The 15,860-nt window shown below is 71.3% G+C and carries 19 protein-coding genes; 6 read left to right on the top strand and 13 right to left on the bottom strand.

The annotated features are described in order from the left end of the window. Nucleotides 1–50: 50 nt before the first annotated feature. The gene (locus ACWEPL_RS29790; protein ID WP_452438095.1) at nt 51–290 is read right to left on the bottom strand and encodes a hypothetical protein; all 240 of its coding nucleotides are present in this window, start codon (nt 288–290) and stop codon (nt 51–53) included. A gap of 57 nt (nt 291–347) precedes the next feature. On the opposite strand from ACWEPL_RS29790, the gene ACWEPL_RS29785 reads away from it, so the two are divergent. Then, a complete protein-coding gene (locus ACWEPL_RS29785) occupies nt 348–644 on the top strand; it encodes a hypothetical protein (protein WP_452438094.1) in 297 nt (98 codons plus the stop codon). A gap of 5 nt (nt 645–649) precedes the next feature. After that, complete coding sequence (locus ACWEPL_RS29780) at nt 650–787, top strand: hypothetical protein (RefSeq protein ID WP_452438093.1); 138 nt, start codon at nt 650–652, stop codon at nt 785–787. Between the two features lie 302 nt (nt 788–1,089). Here ACWEPL_RS29780 and ACWEPL_RS29775 read toward each other — a convergent pair whose 3' ends face one another. From ACWEPL_RS29775 to ACWEPL_RS29755, 5 genes are all read right to left on the bottom strand, one after another. Continuing rightward, a complete protein-coding gene (locus ACWEPL_RS29775) occupies nt 1,090–1,953 on the bottom strand; it encodes an NBR1-Ig-like domain-containing protein (protein WP_452438092.1) in 864 nt (287 codons plus the stop codon). A gap of 252 nt (nt 1,954–2,205) precedes the next feature. After that, a complete protein-coding gene (locus ACWEPL_RS29770) occupies nt 2,206–2,721 on the bottom strand; it encodes a hypothetical protein (protein ID WP_363983123.1) in 516 nt (171 codons plus the stop codon). A 96-nt stretch (nt 2,722–2,817) separates the two neighbouring features. Continuing rightward, nucleotides 2,818–3,339 (bottom strand): hypothetical protein, encoded by a 522-nt coding sequence (locus ACWEPL_RS29765; RefSeq protein ID WP_452438091.1) that lies wholly within the window; start codon nt 3,337–3,339, stop codon nt 2,818–2,820. 279 nt (nt 3,340–3,618) lie between these two features. After that, entirely contained in the window at nt 3,619–3,939 is a 321-nt protein-coding gene (locus ACWEPL_RS29760) for a hypothetical protein (protein ID WP_452438090.1), read from the bottom strand. A 43-nt stretch (nt 3,940–3,982) separates the two neighbouring features. Continuing rightward, the gene (locus tag ACWEPL_RS29755; RefSeq protein WP_452438089.1) at nt 3,983–5,665 is read right to left on the bottom strand and encodes a YncE family protein; all 1,683 of its coding nucleotides are present in this window, start codon (nt 5,663–5,665) and stop codon (nt 3,983–3,985) included. 620 nt (nt 5,666–6,285) lie between these two features. On the opposite strand from ACWEPL_RS29755, the gene ACWEPL_RS29750 reads away from it, so the two are divergent. Then, nucleotides 6,286–10,002 (top strand): nSTAND1 domain-containing NTPase, encoded by a 3,717-nt coding sequence (locus tag ACWEPL_RS29750; RefSeq protein WP_452438088.1) that lies wholly within the window; start codon nt 6,286–6,288, stop codon nt 10,000–10,002. 73 nt (nt 10,003–10,075) lie between these two features. On the opposite strand, the gene ACWEPL_RS29745 is transcribed toward ACWEPL_RS29750, so the two are convergent. Beyond that, entirely contained in the window at nt 10,076–10,786 is a 711-nt protein-coding gene (locus ACWEPL_RS29745; protein WP_452438087.1) for an alpha/beta fold hydrolase, read from the bottom strand. 37 nt (nt 10,787–10,823) lie between these two features. Continuing rightward, nucleotides 10,824–11,363: a DinB family protein gene (locus ACWEPL_RS29740; RefSeq protein WP_363983105.1), complete on the bottom strand. Its 540-nt coding sequence runs from the start codon at nt 11,361–11,363 to the stop codon at nt 10,824–10,826. A gap of 186 nt (nt 11,364–11,549) precedes the next feature. Between ACWEPL_RS29740 and ACWEPL_RS29735 the strand changes: the two genes are divergently transcribed. The 3 genes from ACWEPL_RS29735 to ACWEPL_RS29725 are packed head-to-tail and all read left to right on the top strand — an operon-like array spanning nt 11,550 to nt 12,885. Next, entirely contained in the window at nt 11,550–12,032 is a 483-nt protein-coding gene (locus ACWEPL_RS29735) for a phosphoheptose isomerase (RefSeq protein ID WP_452438086.1), read from the top strand. After that, entirely contained in the window at nt 12,029–12,256 is a 228-nt protein-coding gene (locus ACWEPL_RS29730; RefSeq protein WP_355211264.1) for a HypC/HybG/HupF family hydrogenase formation chaperone, read from the top strand. The genes ACWEPL_RS29735 and ACWEPL_RS29730 overlap by 4 nt, the downstream gene beginning before the upstream one ends. After that, nucleotides 12,253–12,885, top strand: coding sequence for a D-sedoheptulose-7-phosphate isomerase (locus tag ACWEPL_RS29725; RefSeq protein ID WP_452438085.1), 633 nt, complete (start codon nt 12,253–12,255; stop codon nt 12,883–12,885). Before ACWEPL_RS29730 ends, ACWEPL_RS29725 begins: the two co-directional genes overlap by 4 nt. Here the strand turns inward: ACWEPL_RS29725 and hypE are convergent. From hypE to ACWEPL_RS29700, 5 genes are read right to left on the bottom strand one after another with little or no spacing between them, the layout of a single operon-like run. Then, nucleotides 12,868–13,941, bottom strand: coding sequence for a hydrogenase expression/formation protein HypE (gene hypE, locus ACWEPL_RS29720; RefSeq protein ID WP_355211270.1), 1,074 nt, complete (start codon nt 13,939–13,941; stop codon nt 12,868–12,870). The two genes, ACWEPL_RS29725 and hypE, sit on opposite strands and share 18 nt — an antisense overlap. Continuing rightward, nucleotides 13,938–15,095: a hydrogenase formation protein HypD gene (hypD, locus tag ACWEPL_RS29715; RefSeq protein WP_363983090.1), complete on the bottom strand. Its 1,158-nt coding sequence runs from the start codon at nt 15,093–15,095 to the stop codon at nt 13,938–13,940. Before hypD ends, hypE begins: the two co-directional genes overlap by 4 nt. A 12-nt stretch (nt 15,096–15,107) precedes the next feature. Further along, nucleotides 15,108–15,380, bottom strand: a complete 273-nt coding sequence (locus tag ACWEPL_RS29710; RefSeq protein WP_350737797.1) for a HypC/HybG/HupF family hydrogenase formation chaperone — start codon at nt 15,378–15,380, stop codon at nt 15,108–15,110. After that, nucleotides 15,358–15,741: a hydrogenase maturation nickel metallochaperone HypA/HybF gene (locus ACWEPL_RS29705; protein WP_350737794.1), complete on the bottom strand. Its 384-nt coding sequence runs from the start codon at nt 15,739–15,741 to the stop codon at nt 15,358–15,360. The genes ACWEPL_RS29710 and ACWEPL_RS29705 overlap by 23 nt, the downstream gene beginning before the upstream one ends. A gap of 7 nt (nt 15,742–15,748) precedes the next feature. After that, on the bottom strand, nt 15,749–15,856 hold the full coding sequence (locus tag ACWEPL_RS29700; RefSeq protein WP_397375203.1) for a DUF6893 family small protein: 108 nt from the start codon (nt 15,854–15,856) through the stop codon (nt 15,749–15,751). Between the last annotated feature and the right edge of the window lie 4 nt (nt 15,857–15,860).

The following is a 15,860-nucleotide window of genomic DNA, read 5'->3' as shown; positions in this document are numbered from 1 at the left end:
CTGATTCCTTCAGAAAAGGGATGGTGCGATGGGCGTGACCGGATCGTCCGTCAGCCTGGCCGGTCAGGCTTGATCGGGATGCCGTGTGAGCCGGTCGGGTCGTACCGCAGGAGCGCTTGGAGATCGGCGACGGGCAGGACTCCGGAGACCGGCGGGCGGCCATGCGAGTTGATCGGCTCCTTGCTGGGCTGCTTCATCGCCTGCCGAAGGACAAGCTTCGGCGCCTTGTGCTGGTGGTCCGCCCGGACACCGTCCTGCGCCGGCACCGCGATCTGCTGCGGCGCCGTCACGCCGGAGCCGGTTCGCCTCGCCGGCGCGGACGTCCGCGTACCGTCCCGGCCATTTGATTGCTGGTGTTGCGGCTGGCACGGGAGAACGGCTCATGGGGTTACCGGCGCATTCACGGTGAGCCGGCCGCGCTCGGTATCAAGGTCGCCGCCTCTACGGTCTGGGAGAACCTCAAAACGCACGGCATCGACCCGACTCCCGAGCGGACGGCTACGACCTGGGCCGCGTTCCTGCGCAGCCAGGCAGGTGTCTTGCCGGCATGCGACTTCTTCGAGGTCCGTACTCTCATCGGCGCTCGCCCGTACGTTCTGGCGGCCATCGAGCATGCCACCCGCCGTAACCTTGTCATGGACTAGAGGATATGGGCACCACAGCCAGGTCCCCGCTGGACCGGACCTTGATCTGGAACGAGCGCCATCTCCTTCACGAGCTGCGGACCTTCTACGCCGAGCACCGGCCGCATCGTGCTCTCAGGATGCCGCCTGACCTGGCCGGTTGAATAATCGGCACCCGCAGCGTCGGTGCAAGATCGTGATGGTGCGCATCCATGAACGCAAGCCCGGACACCACGAGGTCATGATCTGGTGGGCCACCGTGCACCGGATGACCTGCCGCCTCACGCGCGAACTGGCAGGCCGGCCACCCCAGGGCCGCTGGAGCGACCCGCCACCGCTACCGGTCCTGACCAGCCCGACCGGCGCGGCAAGGTCCTGCAGCTGCCGGCCGCTCACCAGGGTTACATCAACAAGATCGGACCAGCCCTTTACGTCAGCAGGTTCCAAGACACGCTTCGAGAGCTGATCAGCCGACCACCACGTCCAGGAAGATCGGCTTCTTGGCGGACAGCAACTGGGTCCCGGTCTCGTCGGTCATCTTCCAGTAGATCTTGCATCTGCCGGGGGAGTCCGATGCGCGGACGCGTACCGCGATGTCGACGGGCTCGCCCGGCTGGACCGGCCTTATCTCGACCCGTTTGGGGGCGCGGCACGGGGTGTCGTTCAGCCGGGTGAGAAAGCGTCCCCGCCACGGGATGGTGCCGGTGTTCCTGATCCGCCAGATCTTCGTGAACTCCGTCCCCGTTTTCACCACCGTGCCGTCCGGATGGGTGACGTCCTGTTCGAAGGCGGAATCGTCGTAGGGGGAGGCGGCCCGTGCCGGGGTGTTCGGCGCGGTGGGCTCGTCCTTTCCGGAGAGCGGGGAGAACCAGGTGAAGAGGGCGGCACCGGCGGCGGCAGCGGCGGTCGCGACCGCCGCGATCATGGCCGGCCTCCGGGCAAGGGGAGGTCGGGTTCGGCGTTCGGGATGCTCCGCCATACGGACCTCTGTCTCGATGCGCCCGGCACGGGCCTCGGCGGGTCCGGCGCGGGTCTCGTCGTGACCCGTACGGCCCTCGGTGGTCTCGCTACGTGCGGCGGCGCTCGCGGCCCGCTCCCAGTGGGCTCGCCACTCGCGCCTGGCCTCCTCGGCGTCCTGCCTCAACCGGTCGACGGCGAGGACCCGGACGAACTCCCACGTCGTCTCCCAGGTCGGCAGGACCTGCCCCCGGGCGGCGGCTGCCAGCGAGGACTTCGAGGCCGCCGCGCCCATACGGGTCGACATCTCCGCGAAGGACGGGTCGCCCGCCTCCGCCTTGAGCTCCCACAGGCGGTACGCGAGGGCCGCCACCGGGCCCGCGGCCGGTTCAGGCCGGACCGGCTTTCGCCCGGGCCGAGCTCCTCTGCCCGTCCACTGCGGATCAGGCTCGTCTCCCTGCGAGCCTGACGTCCCCGGTAATTCCGGCATCTTCACCTGCCCTATCCGGCGCCGTCATCCGGCCGTGCCGACGACCCGGCATGGCCTGTGACGCCTGAGAGCAAATGAGATTACCTGAATTGTCCGAATAAGTCCGGAAATCTGCGGGTTGCTTGGACGCCCCGGTCATTCACCCGCGCATGCCCGGAAGCCGTACCCCGCCGCGAAGGATCGCAATGCCTTCTCGTTCTCGTCCGGTTCCAAGGACTGTTCCACCGCCTTCTTCGCCTCGCCCTCCCTGCCCGCGCGCATCGCCGCCTCCGCGCGTCCGCTGAGCTCGCGCAGGCTCGCGGCCAGCGCCCTGGCGGGCACGAAGAACCTGTTCCGCACCTGCGGGACGTCACCATCGGGCGGCGCGATCGCTTCTATCGCGGCGATGGTGCCGGTCATCGACTCCGACGCGCGGCGCAGCTCGTCCACCTCCTCGGGCAGGTTCGCAGGTGGCTCCTCGCGGAGATCCGACTGCCGGGACGCTTCCTCACACACCGCGTCCACGGCGGCGATGTATTGCCTTTTGACGTCCTCGTACGGTTCCTCCTCCGCCACCGAGACCGTTGCCCACAGCACCATGGCAAGGGCCGGCACGACCCCGCCGACGATCACGCGCCACGCCGGGACATGCCTGCTCTCACGCGATCTCATCCGCCGCTCCCTCCTTCGGAAGAGAACGCCCTTGGCGCTCGCGCGAGCGCCAAGGGCCGAAGTCCGGCCGAGCTGTGTCCCCGTCCCAGCTCGGGATCAACACCGGATCCGGCGCTCCTGCGACCGCTTGTACAGGGTGGCCACTTCGCTGCCGCGCAGGACAGAGTAGAGATGCACCTTCGTCTGGTTGCGGTAGAGCTGACTGCCGCCGGAGCACTTCCACGAAGGGGTCGTCGTCACGGTGAACGCCGCCCTTCCCTTCTTCACCTCCGAGGTGGCCTTCGTCCGCCAGAAACCGAGCCCGCGATACTGCTGGAGGCTCGTCTTGACCACGGCCCGGCGGCCCCACTCGCCCTTCTCGCAGTGGACCTGCCTGCTGGTCGTGATGTAGGCGCCTGTCCTGTACGGGGTCTTTATCCGCTGCCAGCCCTTGCAGCGGTCGTGGTACCCGATCCCCAGGTAGGACTTCGCCGACCAGCCCGGCGCCAGGACGGCCGAGCTGTCCGAGGCGGCGGTGACGCCCAGCCCCGCCTGCGCCGACGCGGACGACCCCGCCATGAGCCCGGCCGTCAGCCCGACGACGAGAGCCGCTCCTGTAATCCCTTTTCGTCCGATCATCGGATCTCCTTTCAAAGAAATCCTCTGCACTTTCCGACTCGGGAGTCCCCGATCAACCGCGCACAGAGATTCAGCGGAATATCCGAACACCTGCCAATGGCGCCGATACCGAACGCTGGCGCCGGGAACGGCACCACTCTGACCGCCAATGCCCGGCACCGGCAAGCGATCTGCCCCGTCCAATCATCCAAACATTGTCCAGAGCTATTAGGACAATCGAATCCGCAGGTCAGGAACTTGCGATAGGGATTCAACGTGCCGGCGGAATCTTTCCCGGCCTCATACGATCAGTGCCCACATCGAGCCCGCCTCGGAGTGTCGCAGCAATTGCGGCACTCCAACAATTCGCAGGGCGGCAAGGCATCGGTTGTCACCGGCATCGAGCGGCGGGTCGACGGTCAGCCGGATGAGGCGGCGGCCCAGGGGGAGCGACTGTGGTGAGTAAGCGAGGAGGGCTCGGGTGAGGACTTCACCCGTGCGGTGGGACACGTCGGCGGCCGCCGCGATCCAGTCGATGGACGGTGTCGTTCCGCCGGCGCTCAGGCGGACCTCCACCATGGCTGCCTTGGCGATCTGTAGTCCCTTGGCGTGGGCAAGCATGGGTGACGGCGAGCCGGGTCGCCGTCACCCGGGCGTCGGGATGCTACGCGGGCGGCTGGAGGACGGTGACCACGTGGGTGGTGCTCGCTGACTCGATGGTCGAGTTGCCGAGCAAGTTGACGGTGTACGTGTGTTCGCCGGCCGTGGTCGGCGTATCGGAGAAGCTGAACGACCCGTCGGCGGCGGGGGCCAGCTTCACCAGGCCCTTCGAGGTGACGGTGCCATCTGGGCTGACGACCTTGCGCGAGACGGTGACGATCGTCCGCGGGAAGGTGATGCCGTCGGCGCCGAAGGTCCCGCTGAATTCGAGTCGCTCGCCGACGTTGCCCGTCGCCGGTCCGGTCACGGTGAGCGTCGGCTCGTACAAGGCCACCGTGACGGTCACCGAGGAGCCGCTACCCCGGAACCATGAGTTGCCCGGCCAGTACACGTGATACTTGAACGCCCCGATGGACGGCGGGGCGTCGGTGAATCGGTAGGTCCCGTCCGCCGCCGTGGTGATCTCCTGGAACGGCCTGGAGGTGCCGTCGGGGAGCCAGCGGTACAGTTCGAGCGTCTGTACGCCGGGCGGCAGTCCGCTGCTCAGCGTGAGTCGTCCGCTGAGGGTCGACTGCTTGAGCGCGGTCACCTTGGAGGGAGCCGTCAAGGTCAGCGTGGAGGAGTGGTAGGGCGAGGGCGGCAGCCGCCAGAGGTGCATCCGCCCGGTGCCGGGCTCTTTCAGAACCGCGAAGGTGAGTGTGCCGTAGAACTCGATGCTGCCCGCCACCACCGCCTTCCCCTGGTGGGCGGCTGTGTAGATGACCTCCGCGTTGGTCGCGTCGTACACCACGAGCTCCGCCGCGTCGCCCGCGGAAGAGTTCCAGCCGCCCACGACGTAGGCGCCGTCCGGGCTGGCCGCGACAGCGGTGGGGAGACCGTGCTCGCCGAACCCGCTGCTGTCGTAGGCGCGGCTCTGAGTCAGGGCTGTCGTGTCCCAGGTGTCGAACCGGCGGGTACCGTCCAACGCCGACAGCGCCGCCGACCCGTACTCGGCGAGTGCGAGATCCCGCAGGGCCGGCAGCCCGTTCGCGTCGCCGCGGATCTCGCCGCGCGAAGTGGCAGGCGTGGTGCTGATGTCGTACACCTTGACTGTGGCGGGGCTGACTCCCGGCTCCCCGGACACCAGCGTGCTCCCGGCGACGGCGACGAGCGGAGCCTGGGTCGTGGCCGGCCCGACCCGGACGGGGGTGGGTGTCGCCGCCGCCGGAATGAGGCCGAGAACGCCTCCCTCTCCCGCTTCGCCGCAACCGAATCCGATCCACAGCCGATCGTACGACTGCGCCAGGCTCGACGGGCACGGGTACGCGGTGAGGTCGATGCGCTTGGTGATGGAGAGCGTGGTGGTGTCGATCTCGATCACTTCATGCGAATCGCGTAGCGCCGCGTACACCTTCCTGCCGGTCTCCGGCGAGGCCAGGGCGACAGCACCGGACAGGCCGGGGATCGTGTCGATGACCTTGCCGTCGATGGACGTGACCACGATCTGGTCGCCGGCGGCGACGAAGACCTTGCTGCTGCGCGCGACCACGTCTCCGCCCTTCCCGGCGACGCCGAGGTCGGTGACGGTCGCGGCGGCCGCGGCGACGGGCGCCTGGGTGACGAGCAGGGCCGCCGTCAGGAGCAGTGTCCCGGCCCAGGCGACTAATCGGCGGGACAGGGGAGCACAGGCAGGGGTTGGTGGGCGCACAGGCACTCCGTTCTGGAGGAGAAGGGGAGAGTCGAGCACCCGGCATGACTACGGGACCCGCTCCCGCTGACGATCTTCGTTAATCGAACACATATTCGCATAGTGTGAGATTGCCGTCCAGGGCATCGGTCATGGGATGCCGGCAAGAAAGGTGTCACGAGCCTCAGGCGGCGTTGACCTGCCTGGTCGATGTAGGCCTCCGATTCGCGCCGGCCGTACGCGAGCTGCTGCCGCATGAACTCGACGTCCAGCCCCCTGCGCCCGGGAGCCGTGCCTGCCGTGGGTGTGCCCGGCCCAGAGCGCGTCGATCCCGCCCAGCAGCCGGTACGGCAGGGCCGCGCCGTCGCGCTCGGCCGGCCGGCCCTCCGCCAGCCGGTCGGCCGCCTCCAGCAGGATCAACGTCGTCAGCAGGCCGTCCGTCTCCAGTGGCCGCCCGGCCGCGTGCGCCCGGTGCAGGCGCCGCAGGATCGCCGGCTGTCCCGCTCGGGAGGGATCGGCGGGCGAGTATGTCGATCAACGTCAGCGCCTTCGACCAGCGCCGGGGAGTGGTCCGCGATTATCCGTACAAGTCCGTACGCAGCCCGTTACCATGACGGCGAGCCGGGCCTGAGGAGGCGCTCGTGCAGGAGCAGGCACTCATCACGACCCGCGAGGAGTTCGGCCAGGCGTTGACCCGGCTGCGCGAATCGGCCGGGGTGTCGGTGCGCCAGGTGGCGGCCAAGGTGGGGGCCGACATCGCCTCCAGCACGCTGGGCGACTGGTTCGCCGGGCGCGGCCTGCCCTCCCTCTCCTCCCGCGACCTGCTGGTCGAGGTCCTGCGGGTGTGCGGGGTGAGCGACGACGCGGCCGTGGAAGAGTGGCTCAACGCCTGGCACCGGGTACGCCGCGCGCCCGGCCGGCGGCCGGCGGGGCCGGAGCCATACCGGGGGCTGGCGGCTTTCGAGACCGAGCACGCCGAGTGGTTCTTCGGCCGTGCGGCGCTGACCGGGCAGCTCGTCGCCCGCCTGACCGAGCCGGGCCTCCGGCTCGTGGTGGGCGCCTCGGGCTCGGGCAAGTCCTCGCTGCTGCGCGCGGGGGTGGTCCCCGCGCTGGGCAGGAGCGCCGCCGTGTTCACGCCGGGGCCGCACCCGATGGCCGCGCTGGCGCGGCAGCGGGGTGAGGTGCTGATCGTGGACCAGTTCGAGGAGGTCTTCACGGTCTGCGAGGACCAGGACGAGCGTACGAGGTTCGTCGCGGCGCTGAGCGAGGCGGCGGAGCGGACGGTGGTCGTGGCCGGCCTGCGCGCCGACTTCTACGGCCAGGCCATGCGCCACCCCGAGCTGCTCGCGGCGATGCGCTCCGGCCAGCTCGTGGTCGGCCCGATGCGCGAGGACGAACTGCGCGCCGCCGTCGTCGAGCCCGCCCGCAAGGCCGGCATAGAGATCGAGAACGGCCTGGTCGAACTGCTGCTGCGCGAGGTCGCCCCGGCAGGCGCCGACGGCGAGGCGCACGAGGCCGGTACGCTGCCGCTGGTCTCCCACGCCCTCTACGCGATGTGGCGCGAGAGCCAGGGCAGGCGGCTGACCATCGCCGACTACCGCAAGGTCGGCGGCATCGGCAGGGCCGTGGCCGACAGCGCGGAGAAGGTCTACCTGGGCCTGAGCGAGCACCGCCAGGAGCTGGCCAGGAGGCTGTTCCTGACGCTCGTCCACGTGGCGTCCGACACCGCCGCCACCCGCAGGAGCATGACGATCGCCGAGGTCCTCGCCGACCACGACCCCGCCGTGGCGGCCGAGGCGGAGGACGTGCTCGACGGCTTCGTGGCCGAGCGCCTGATCACCGTCGACCTCGACAAGGTGCAGATCAGCCATGAGGCCCTGCTCACCGCCTGGCCCCGGCTGGCCGGCTGGCTGGAGAGCGACCGGGCGGGGCTGGTCGTCGGCCGCGACCTGGCCGAGGCCGCGGCGCGGTGGGCGAAGGAAGGGGACGACCCCGGCGCGCTCTACCGCGGCTCGCGGCTGGCCGTGGCCCGCCTCTGGGCCGAGGGCGCCGGACCGCACGCCGCTCCCGGACCGCAGGCCAGGCGGTTCCTGGCGGCGTCCGTCGAACGCCAGGAGGCGGAGGCCGCCGCGCGGCGGCGCGGCACCCGGCGGCTGCGCCGGCTGGTGGCCGTGCTGGCGGCGCTGCTGCTGCTGACCACGGTGGCGGTGGTGGTCGCCGTACGCGGGCAGCGCGACATCCGCGATCAGCGCAACGCGGCGCTGTCCGGCAAGGTCGCCAACGAGTCGGTCGCGCTGCGGGCGGGCAACCCGGCGCTGGCCGCGCAGCTCGCCCTGGCCGCCCAGCGGCTCCGGCCGAGCACAGAGTCGCGCGGCGCGGTCCTCAGCACGCCGGCCAACCCGTACGCCAACGTGCTGACCGCCCACGCCGGCGCGGTCTACGCGGTGAACTACAGCCCCGACGGCAGGCGGCTGGCCACGGTGGCGCTCGACGGCACGCTGCGGATGTGGGACGTGACCGATCCGCTGCGGCCGGGCGCGCTGTCGTCGGTGATGGGCGACGCGAAGGGCCTCGCCGCGGCCGCGTTCGCGCCGAGTGGAGAGTTGGTGGCCACCGCCGGCAACGACAACACGGCCGACCTGTGGGACGTGCGCGACCCCCGGCACCCCGTGGCGCTGGCCACGATGGGCGGGCACAGCATGGGGATCATCGGGGTGGCCTTCAGCCCCGACGGGACGATGCTGGCGACCGCCTCCTACGACGCCACCACGCTGTTATGGAACGTTACGAATCCCAGCAAACCGTACCTGCAGAGCACGCTCAAAGGCGCTCCCAAGGAGCTGTCGGACGTCGCCTTCAGCCCGGACGGCAGGACGCTGGTCGTCACCGCCTTCTCCAACGACGTCATGCTCTGGGACGTCGGCGACCCGCGCCACCCCGAACGCCTGCCCGACCTGCGCGGTCACACCGGGGCCGTGCTGGTGGCAGCCTTCCACGGCGACACCCTGGCCACGGGCGGCTTCGACAACACGGTACGGCTGTGGGACCTGCGCGATCCCCGGCACGGCAGGCCTCTGGCCACGCTCTCCGGGCACGAGAACGGCGTGGTCGCCATCGACTTCAGCCCCGACGGCCGCTCCCTGGCCACCGGCAGCTACGACCGCACGATCCGGCTGTGGGACCTGACCGATTTCCGCGCCGACCCGATCGTGATGACGGGGCACTCGAACACCGTCTACACCGTCCGCTACAGCCCCGACGGCCGCGTCCTCGCGTCCGGCGGGCGCGACGACACCGTACGCGTGTGGGACCTGGGCCGGCCCCTGCTCGGCGGCCACCGCGGCACGGTCTACGCGCTCGCCTACAGCCCCGACGGCCGCCTGCTCGCCACGGCCGGCCATCCGGTGATCAAGATCTGGGACGTGTCGGCCGATCCCCGCCCGCTGGCCACGCTCACCGGGCACGCCAACGGCGTCACCGCCGTCGCCTTCGCCCGCAACGGCACGCTCCTGGCCAGTGCCGACCTGGACAGCTCGGTGCGCCTGTGGGACCTCACCGACCCGGCCCGCCCCCGGCTCCTGTCCGAGACGGCGGCCGGCATCGGCAACATCTTCGCCGCGGCCATCAGCCCCGACGGAAGGAGCCTGGTGGTGGCGGGCGAGAAGTTCGACGTGTACGTCTGGGACATCTCCGACCCCGCGCATCCGGTACGCCGGGCCGTCGCCAAGGGCCACGAGGCCGCCGTCAACGCCGTGGCCTTCAGCCCCGACGGCCTGCTGCTGGCCACCGGCGGCGGCGACCGGACCATCCGCCTGTGGCGCACCGCCGACCTGGCCCCGCTCGGCGTCGCCACAGGCCACGGCGGCACGGTCTACTACCTCGCCTTCGACCGCACGGGCACGCTGCTGGCCAGCGGCAGCGGCGACCGCACGGCCCGGCTCTGGAACGTGCGCTCCCTCGACCGGCCGATCGCCGTCCTGCGGGGCCACGCCGACAGCGTGCAGTCGGTGGCCTTCAGCCGCGACGGCCGCACGCTGGCCACCGCCAGTGACGACCGGACCGCGATGCTCTGGGACATCGCCGACCCGGCCGGAGCGACCGCGCTGGCCACCCTGACCGGCCATCTCGGGCAGGTCAACAAGGCGGTCTTCAGCCCGGACGGCGCCACCCTGGCCACGGTGTCCGGCGACTCGACCGCCCGCCTGTGGCCGGTCGACCCCGGCGCCGCCGCCCGGCAGATCTGCGCGCTGGCCTTCCCGCCGATCACCCCGGCGGAGTGGCGCCAGTATCTGCCCGACGTGCCCTACGACCCGCCCTGCCCAAAGGACGCCGCCACCGGCCGCGCCCCGGCGGGCTGACCCCCGCCCGCCGGGCACCACGACCGCGCCACCACGACCGCGCCACCACGACCGCGCCACCACGACCGCGCCGTCAGGCGGGGCCGACGCTGGTCGCGATCGCGCGTCCCAGCTCCTCCGGACGGGTGAACTGCGGCCAGTGGCCCGTGGGCAGGTCGACGTAGTCGACGTGGCGGATCTGGGCGAGCTCCCGCGTGAACGCGAGCGACTGCTCCATCCACTTCTGGATCGTCGCGGTCGAGAACTCGCAGGCGATGACGGTGGCGGGCACCTCGTAGCGGCGCTCGTCGGACAGCCGCACCCGGTCGCTCGCGACCCGCGCCGGCGAGGGGATCGCCCGCTCGCGGAAGGCCGCGCGCAGCTCGTCGTCGAGGTCGACGAGGTCCTCCGCCTCGAAGAGCCCCCAGTCGGGCAGCGGGATCTCGCCGTTCTCGACCGGGAGCTCGTCGTTGATGAGGCCGCCCTCGCCGGGAGGCACGCTGTCGACGTAGACGACCCGGGCCACCCGGTCGGGGCGCGCGTCGGTGGCGACGTGCGCGATGGCGCCCCCGCCGGAGTGGCCGACCAGCACCACCTTGCCGCCGGCGGGGTCGAAGGAGTCGATCACCTTGACGACCGCGTCGACGTGGTCGCGCAGGGTGATCTGGGAGCGGTCGGCGTCTTTCGACTCCATGCCGGGCAGCGTGAGCGCGTGGGGCCGGTGGCTGGCCTGCTCGAGCGCGGGGACGACCTCGTCCCAGGACGAGCCGTCGAGCCAGAGGCCGGGAATCAGGATGATGTCCATCGCCCCGAGGTTAGAGCAGCTCACCGACAATATTCGATTACTCCCCGGTCAGCCCGTCCACCGACTCCCGGATGAGGTCCGCGTGGCCGTTGTGCCGCGCGTACTCCTCGATCATGTGGCACAGGATCCACCGCAGGCTGGGCGTCTGGCCGTCGGGCCAGGTGCGCTTGGCCGGCTGGCCGAGGTCGCCGTCGGCCAGGGCCTCCGCCACCGCGGACCGCGAGCGGGACACCGCCTCCTGCCAGAGCGCGAAGAGCTGCTCGGGGGAGTCGCCGGCGGCCGAGCGCCAGTCCCAGTCGCGGTCGGACTTCCAGTCCACCGTGTCCCACGGAGGCGGCCACTCTCCGCCGCGCAGCGCCCGGCTGAACCAGTAGCTCTCGACGTAGGCCAGGTGCTTGAGCATCCCGCCCAACGTCATCGACGACACGCCGACGGTCGCCTTCAGCCCGCCCGCGTCCAGGTCCGAGCACTTCCATGCCAAAGTCTCGCGCTGATAGTCGAGGAAGCCCAGGAGGGTCGCGGTCTCGTCGGCAGCCAGAGGGGGCTCGTGGCGGCCCTGCTCGTCCAGTTGAGTCACGAGCGCTGAGTCTAGGGGTTCGGCCGCCGCCTCGGGTGGGTGAATCCTGTCGGGAGCCTATGCCACCTCGGGTGGGCGAATCTTGCCGGGACCTTGCCGAATCGGTGGCGGGGAAAGCCGCGCCGTTCGTGGTGGACCACGGTGGAATGGGCGATGTCGTGCAGCGCAGGAAGGCGGGATGCCGAAGTGCTCGATCGGGTCCGTGAGGCCGCCGGAACGGCGCTGGTGGAAGACGTCGGCGCGGTCGTCGCGGCGGCGGCCGCCATGTCCGGGCGGTTCCGGCGCGGTGGCAGGCTGCTGGCTTTCGGCCGGGGCGAGGCCGCCTCGGACGCGGCGCACGTCGCCGTGGAGTTCACCCACCCGGTGATCGTGGGCAAGCGCGCCCTTCCGGCGCTCAGCCTGGGCGCCGAGCCCACTTCACTGCCGGTTCTGGGACGCCCCCAGGACATCGCCGTGGGGATCCGGCCGCTCGACGGCGACCTGGCCGCCGCCCGCGGGCTCGGCATGCTGACCGTCGCACTGACGGCGGACGAGGAGTGCGCGCAGGCGGAGCACGTGCTGACCGCGCGGAGCAAGGATCCGCTGGTCGCGAGGGAGATCCACATCACGATGTACCACCTGCTGTGGGAGCTGGTCCACGTGTTCCAGGAATCGGAGTGCCCCGCGTGAACGGCGAGCCGGCGGACGAGGAGGTCTGCGACTCCTGCGTGACGTGTGGCGATGTGGCCGTGGCTGTGCGGGTCGTGGGGCTGCTGCCCGACGGGCTGGCGCGTGCCGACACCGGCGCCGGGACCGAGGAGATCAGCGTGGCGCTGGTGGAGGCCCAGGTCGGGGACACCGTGCTGGTGCACGCGGGCGAGGCGATCGCCGTACTCGGAAAGGACGCCCGATGACCGAGACGCTCTACCCGTTCCTGCGGCGCGACCCGCTCGACGTGACCGCGTCCACCGCGGAGAAGGCCCGCGAGAGCCTGGAGCTGCGGCGGCGGGTGCTCGACGAGATGGAGGGCCCGCTGGTGGCGTGCGCGGCGGCGCTGGCCGCCGCCTTCCGCGGCGGCGGGCGGCTGTTCACGTTCGGGAACGGCGGCAGCAGCACCGACGCGCAGTCGGTGGCGGACCTGTTCACCGGACGTGGCCTGCCCGCGGTGTCACTGGCGGCCGACACGGCGCTCGTGACGGCGCTCGGCAACGACGTCGGCTTCGAGGTGGTGTTCGCCCGCCAGCTCGCCGCGCTCGGCGGCGAGGGCGACATCGCCTGCGCCCTGTCCACCAGCGGCGGCTCGGCCAACGTGCTGCGCGGCCTGGAGCGGGCCGCGGGCCTGCGGATGGTGACCGTCGGGTTCGCCGGCTCCGGAGGCGGCCGCATGGCGGAGGAACGGCTGGCCGAGCACCTGTTCGTGATCCCGTCGTCGTCGGTGCACCGCATCCAGGAGGCGCAGGCGACCCTCTACCACGTGCTGGCCGAGCTGGTGTCGGCCGCCCGCGAGACCTCCTCACACCAGGGTTCAGCAGATGCGGGGTAGCGGGTCGCCCACCAGGACGTCGACCACCCGGGTGCCGCCGAAGGCGGTGCGGAGCAGGACCAGCCCGGCCGGTGCCGCGGCGACGGTCCCGATGATCGCGGCCTCGGCGCCCAGCGGATGGGAGCGCAGCACCTCGAGGGCCCGCCCGGCGTGCTCGCCGTCGACCACCGTGACGAACCGGCCCTCGCAGGCGACGTAGAGAGGGTCGAGGCCGAGCAGCTCGCAGACGCCGGTGACCTCCGCCCGTACCGGGATGTCGTCCTCCCGCAGGACGACGGCCACCTCCGACGCGTTGGCCACCTCGTTGACGACGGTGGCCACCCCTCCCCGGGTGGCGTCCCTCAGCGTACGGACGTGCTGCGGCATCGCGGCCAGCAGTTCGGCGACGATGGCGTGCAGCGGCGCCGTGTCGGAGACGATCGGCGCTTCGATGCCGAAGTCGTCCCTGGCCAGCATGATGGCGGCGCCGTGCTCCCCGATCGGGCCCGAGACGATGACCGCGTCCCCCGGCCGCGCGTGCGAGGCCGACAGCGTGACCGGCAGCTCGACGAGCCCGACCCCGGCCGTGGTGATGAAGCAGCCGTCGGCCTTGCCGCGCTGGACGACCTTGGTGTCGCCGGTCACGATCGTGACGTCGGCCGCCGCCGCGGCGGCGGCCATCGAGTCGGTGATGCGCCGCAGGTCGGCGACGGGGAAGCCCTCCTCCAGGACGAAGCCGGCCGACAGGTGGGCCGGTCGGGCCCCGCACATGGCCAGGTCGTTCACAGTGCCGTTGACGGCCAGGTCACCGATGTCCCCGCCGGGGAAGAACAGCGGCGAGACCACGAAGGAGTCGGTGGTGAAGGCCAGGCGCTCGCCGCCCACCCGCAGGAGCGCGCCGTCGTCCAGCGGCGCGAGCAACGGGTTGCGGAACGCCTCCAGGAAGACGGCCTCGATCAACGTGTGGGTGGCCTTGCCCCCGGCGCCGTGGGCGAGCGTGATGCGCTCCTCCCTGACGACGGGCTTGCGCCGCCGGATCCGCTCGATGCGGGCGAGCACCTGCTGTTCGCGGTTCATGCCCGGCTCGCCTCCTCCGCCGGCGGCCGGCCGGAGGAGGTCGCGCGCATCTCCTCCCGGCTGAAGCGCCCGAAGTTGTAGTACGCGGCACACGCGCCCTCCGAGGAGACCATGCAGGTGCCGATCGGCGTCTCCGGGGTGCACGCGGTGCCGAACACCTTGCACTCCCACGGCTTGAGCACGCCCTTGAGCACCTCGCCGCACTGGCACGACCGCGGGTCGGCGACGCGGACCCCGGGCAGGTCGAAGACGCGTTCGGCGTCGAAGCGGGCGTACTCGTCCGACATGGCGAGGGCGGAGTGCGCGATGAACCCCAGCCCGCGCCACTCGAAATGCGGCCGCAGCCGCATCACCCGGCCCATGGCCGACAGCGCGATGCGGTTGCCCTGCCACGGCACGACGCGGGAGTACTGGTTCTCCACCTCGCAGCGGCCCTCGGCGAGCTGCGTCAGCAGGCGGTGCACCGCGTCAAGGATGTCCAGCGGCTCGAACCCGGCGACCACCAGCGGCTTGCCGTGGTCGCGGGCGATGAACTCGTACGGCTGGCAGCCGATCACCGCCGACACGTGGCCGGGCCCGATGAACCCGTCGAGCCGCAGGTCCGGCGAGTCGAGGATGGCCTTGATCGCCGGAATGATCATGACGTGGTTGCAGAAGACGGAGAAGTTGGCCAGCCCTTCGGCCTCCGCGCGCAGCACGGTCATGGCCGTGGACGGCGCCGTGGTCTCGAAGCCGATGGCCATGAAGACGACCTTGCGGTCCGGGTTGGCCCGCGCGATCTTGAGCGCGTCCAGCGGCGAGTACACCATCCGGATGTCGGCCCCGGCCGCCTTGGCATCCAGGAACGAGCCCTGCCCACCGGGCACCCGCATCATGTCGCCGAACGACGTCATGATCACGTCCGGCCGGCGGGCGATGTGGATGGCGTCGTCCACGCGGCCCATCGGGATCACGCAGACCGGGCAGCCTGGGCCGTGCACGAGGTTCACCTCGGCCGGCAGGTGGTCCTCCAGGCCGTGCTTGTAGATGGTGTGCGTGTGACCGCCGCACACCTCCATGAACGTGTATCGGCGCCCCGGCCGGCAGCGGGCGGCGATCTGCGCGGCGAGCGCCCGCGCCGTGCCCGCGTCGCGGTACTCATCGACGAACCGCATCAGAGGTCCTTCCTAGGCGATGTCCGAGGTGCGCAGCGCGTCGAGTTCGTCCTCGTACGCCTGCCCGAGCCCGTTGAGGTAGTCGAGCACCGCCTGCGCCTCCAGCTCGGAGATCTTGGACAGCGCGAACCCGACGTGCACGAGCACCCAGTCGCCGGGCGCGAGCGCCTCGTCGGCGAGCAGGCCGACGTTGATGCGCCGGCGCACGCCGCTGACGTCCACCACGGCGAGGTCCTCGTGTTCGGGCAGGCGCTCGACGAGCTCACCTGGAATGCCAAGGCACACCGGACACCTCCCCGCCGGAAGCGCCTGACGTGGCGAAGGTGAGCGACTCCAGGACCAGCTCCTCGCCGCCGCTGATGTCGACGCCGTCGTCGCCGCAGCCCGGGCAGACCGCCAGCGTGTCGACCGACTCCGAGCGCTCGCCGCAGTTGCGGCAGCCGACCGTCATCGGCGTGATGACGAGCTCCACCACCGCATCCTGCACGGCCGTGCCGGCCGCGGCCAGCGTGAACGCCTGCCCGAAGGCCTCGTCGACGACGGCGTGCCGGGCGCCGACGCGTACCCGGGCGGCCGCGACCGCCCTGCCTCCCGCCTGCTGCTCGATCAGCTCGACGAGCCCCTCGCACATCCCGATCTCATGCATGCTGCCCCTACATTCGCTCCATCTTGATGTATCGCCGGATGTCCGGCCACAGGCGGATGACGACCAGCGCCATCCCGCAGAGCACGACCAGCTTCACCGTGCGCGACTTCCACATCTCA

The organism is Nonomuraea sp. NPDC004186 (assembly GCF_053603495.1).
Note: the sequence above shows the minus strand (reverse complement) of the source record. Positions and strands in the feature narration are given on the sequence as shown.

Coding starts and splice junctions, on each gene's coding strand:
- ACWEPL_RS29780 (WP_452438093.1), top strand. CDS start 650: ATGGGCACCACAGCCAGGTCCCCGCTGGACCGGACCTTGATCTGGAAC.
- ACWEPL_RS29770 (WP_363983123.1), bottom strand. CDS start 2,721: ATGAGATCGCGTGAGAGCAGGCATGTCCCGGCGTGGCGCGTGATCGTC.
- ACWEPL_RS29765 (WP_452438091.1), bottom strand. CDS start 3,339: ATGATCGGACGAAAAGGGATTACAGGAGCGGCTCTCGTCGTCGGGCTG.
- ACWEPL_RS29760 (WP_452438090.1), bottom strand. CDS start 3,939: ATGCTTGCCCACGCCAAGGGACTACAGATCGCCAAGGCAGCCATGGTG.
- ACWEPL_RS29745 (WP_452438087.1), bottom strand. CDS start 10,786: ATGGACATCATCCTGATTCCCGGCCTCTGGCTCGACGGCTCGTCCTGG.
- ACWEPL_RS29725 (WP_452438085.1), top strand. CDS start 12,253: ATGACCGAGACGCTCTACCCGTTCCTGCGGCGCGACCCGCTCGACGTG.
- hypE (WP_355211270.1), bottom strand. CDS start 13,941: ATGAACCGCGAACAGCAGGTGCTCGCCCGCATCGAGCGGATCCGGCGG.
- hypD (WP_363983090.1), bottom strand. CDS start 15,095: ATGCGGTTCGTCGATGAGTACCGCGACGCGGGCACGGCGCGGGCGCTC.
- ACWEPL_RS29705 (WP_350737794.1), bottom strand. CDS start 15,741: ATGCATGAGATCGGGATGTGCGAGGGGCTCGTCGAGCTGATCGAGCAG.
- ACWEPL_RS29700 (WP_397375203.1), bottom strand. CDS start 15,856: ATGTGGAAGTCGCGCACGGTGAAGCTGGTCGTGCTCTGCGGGATGGCG.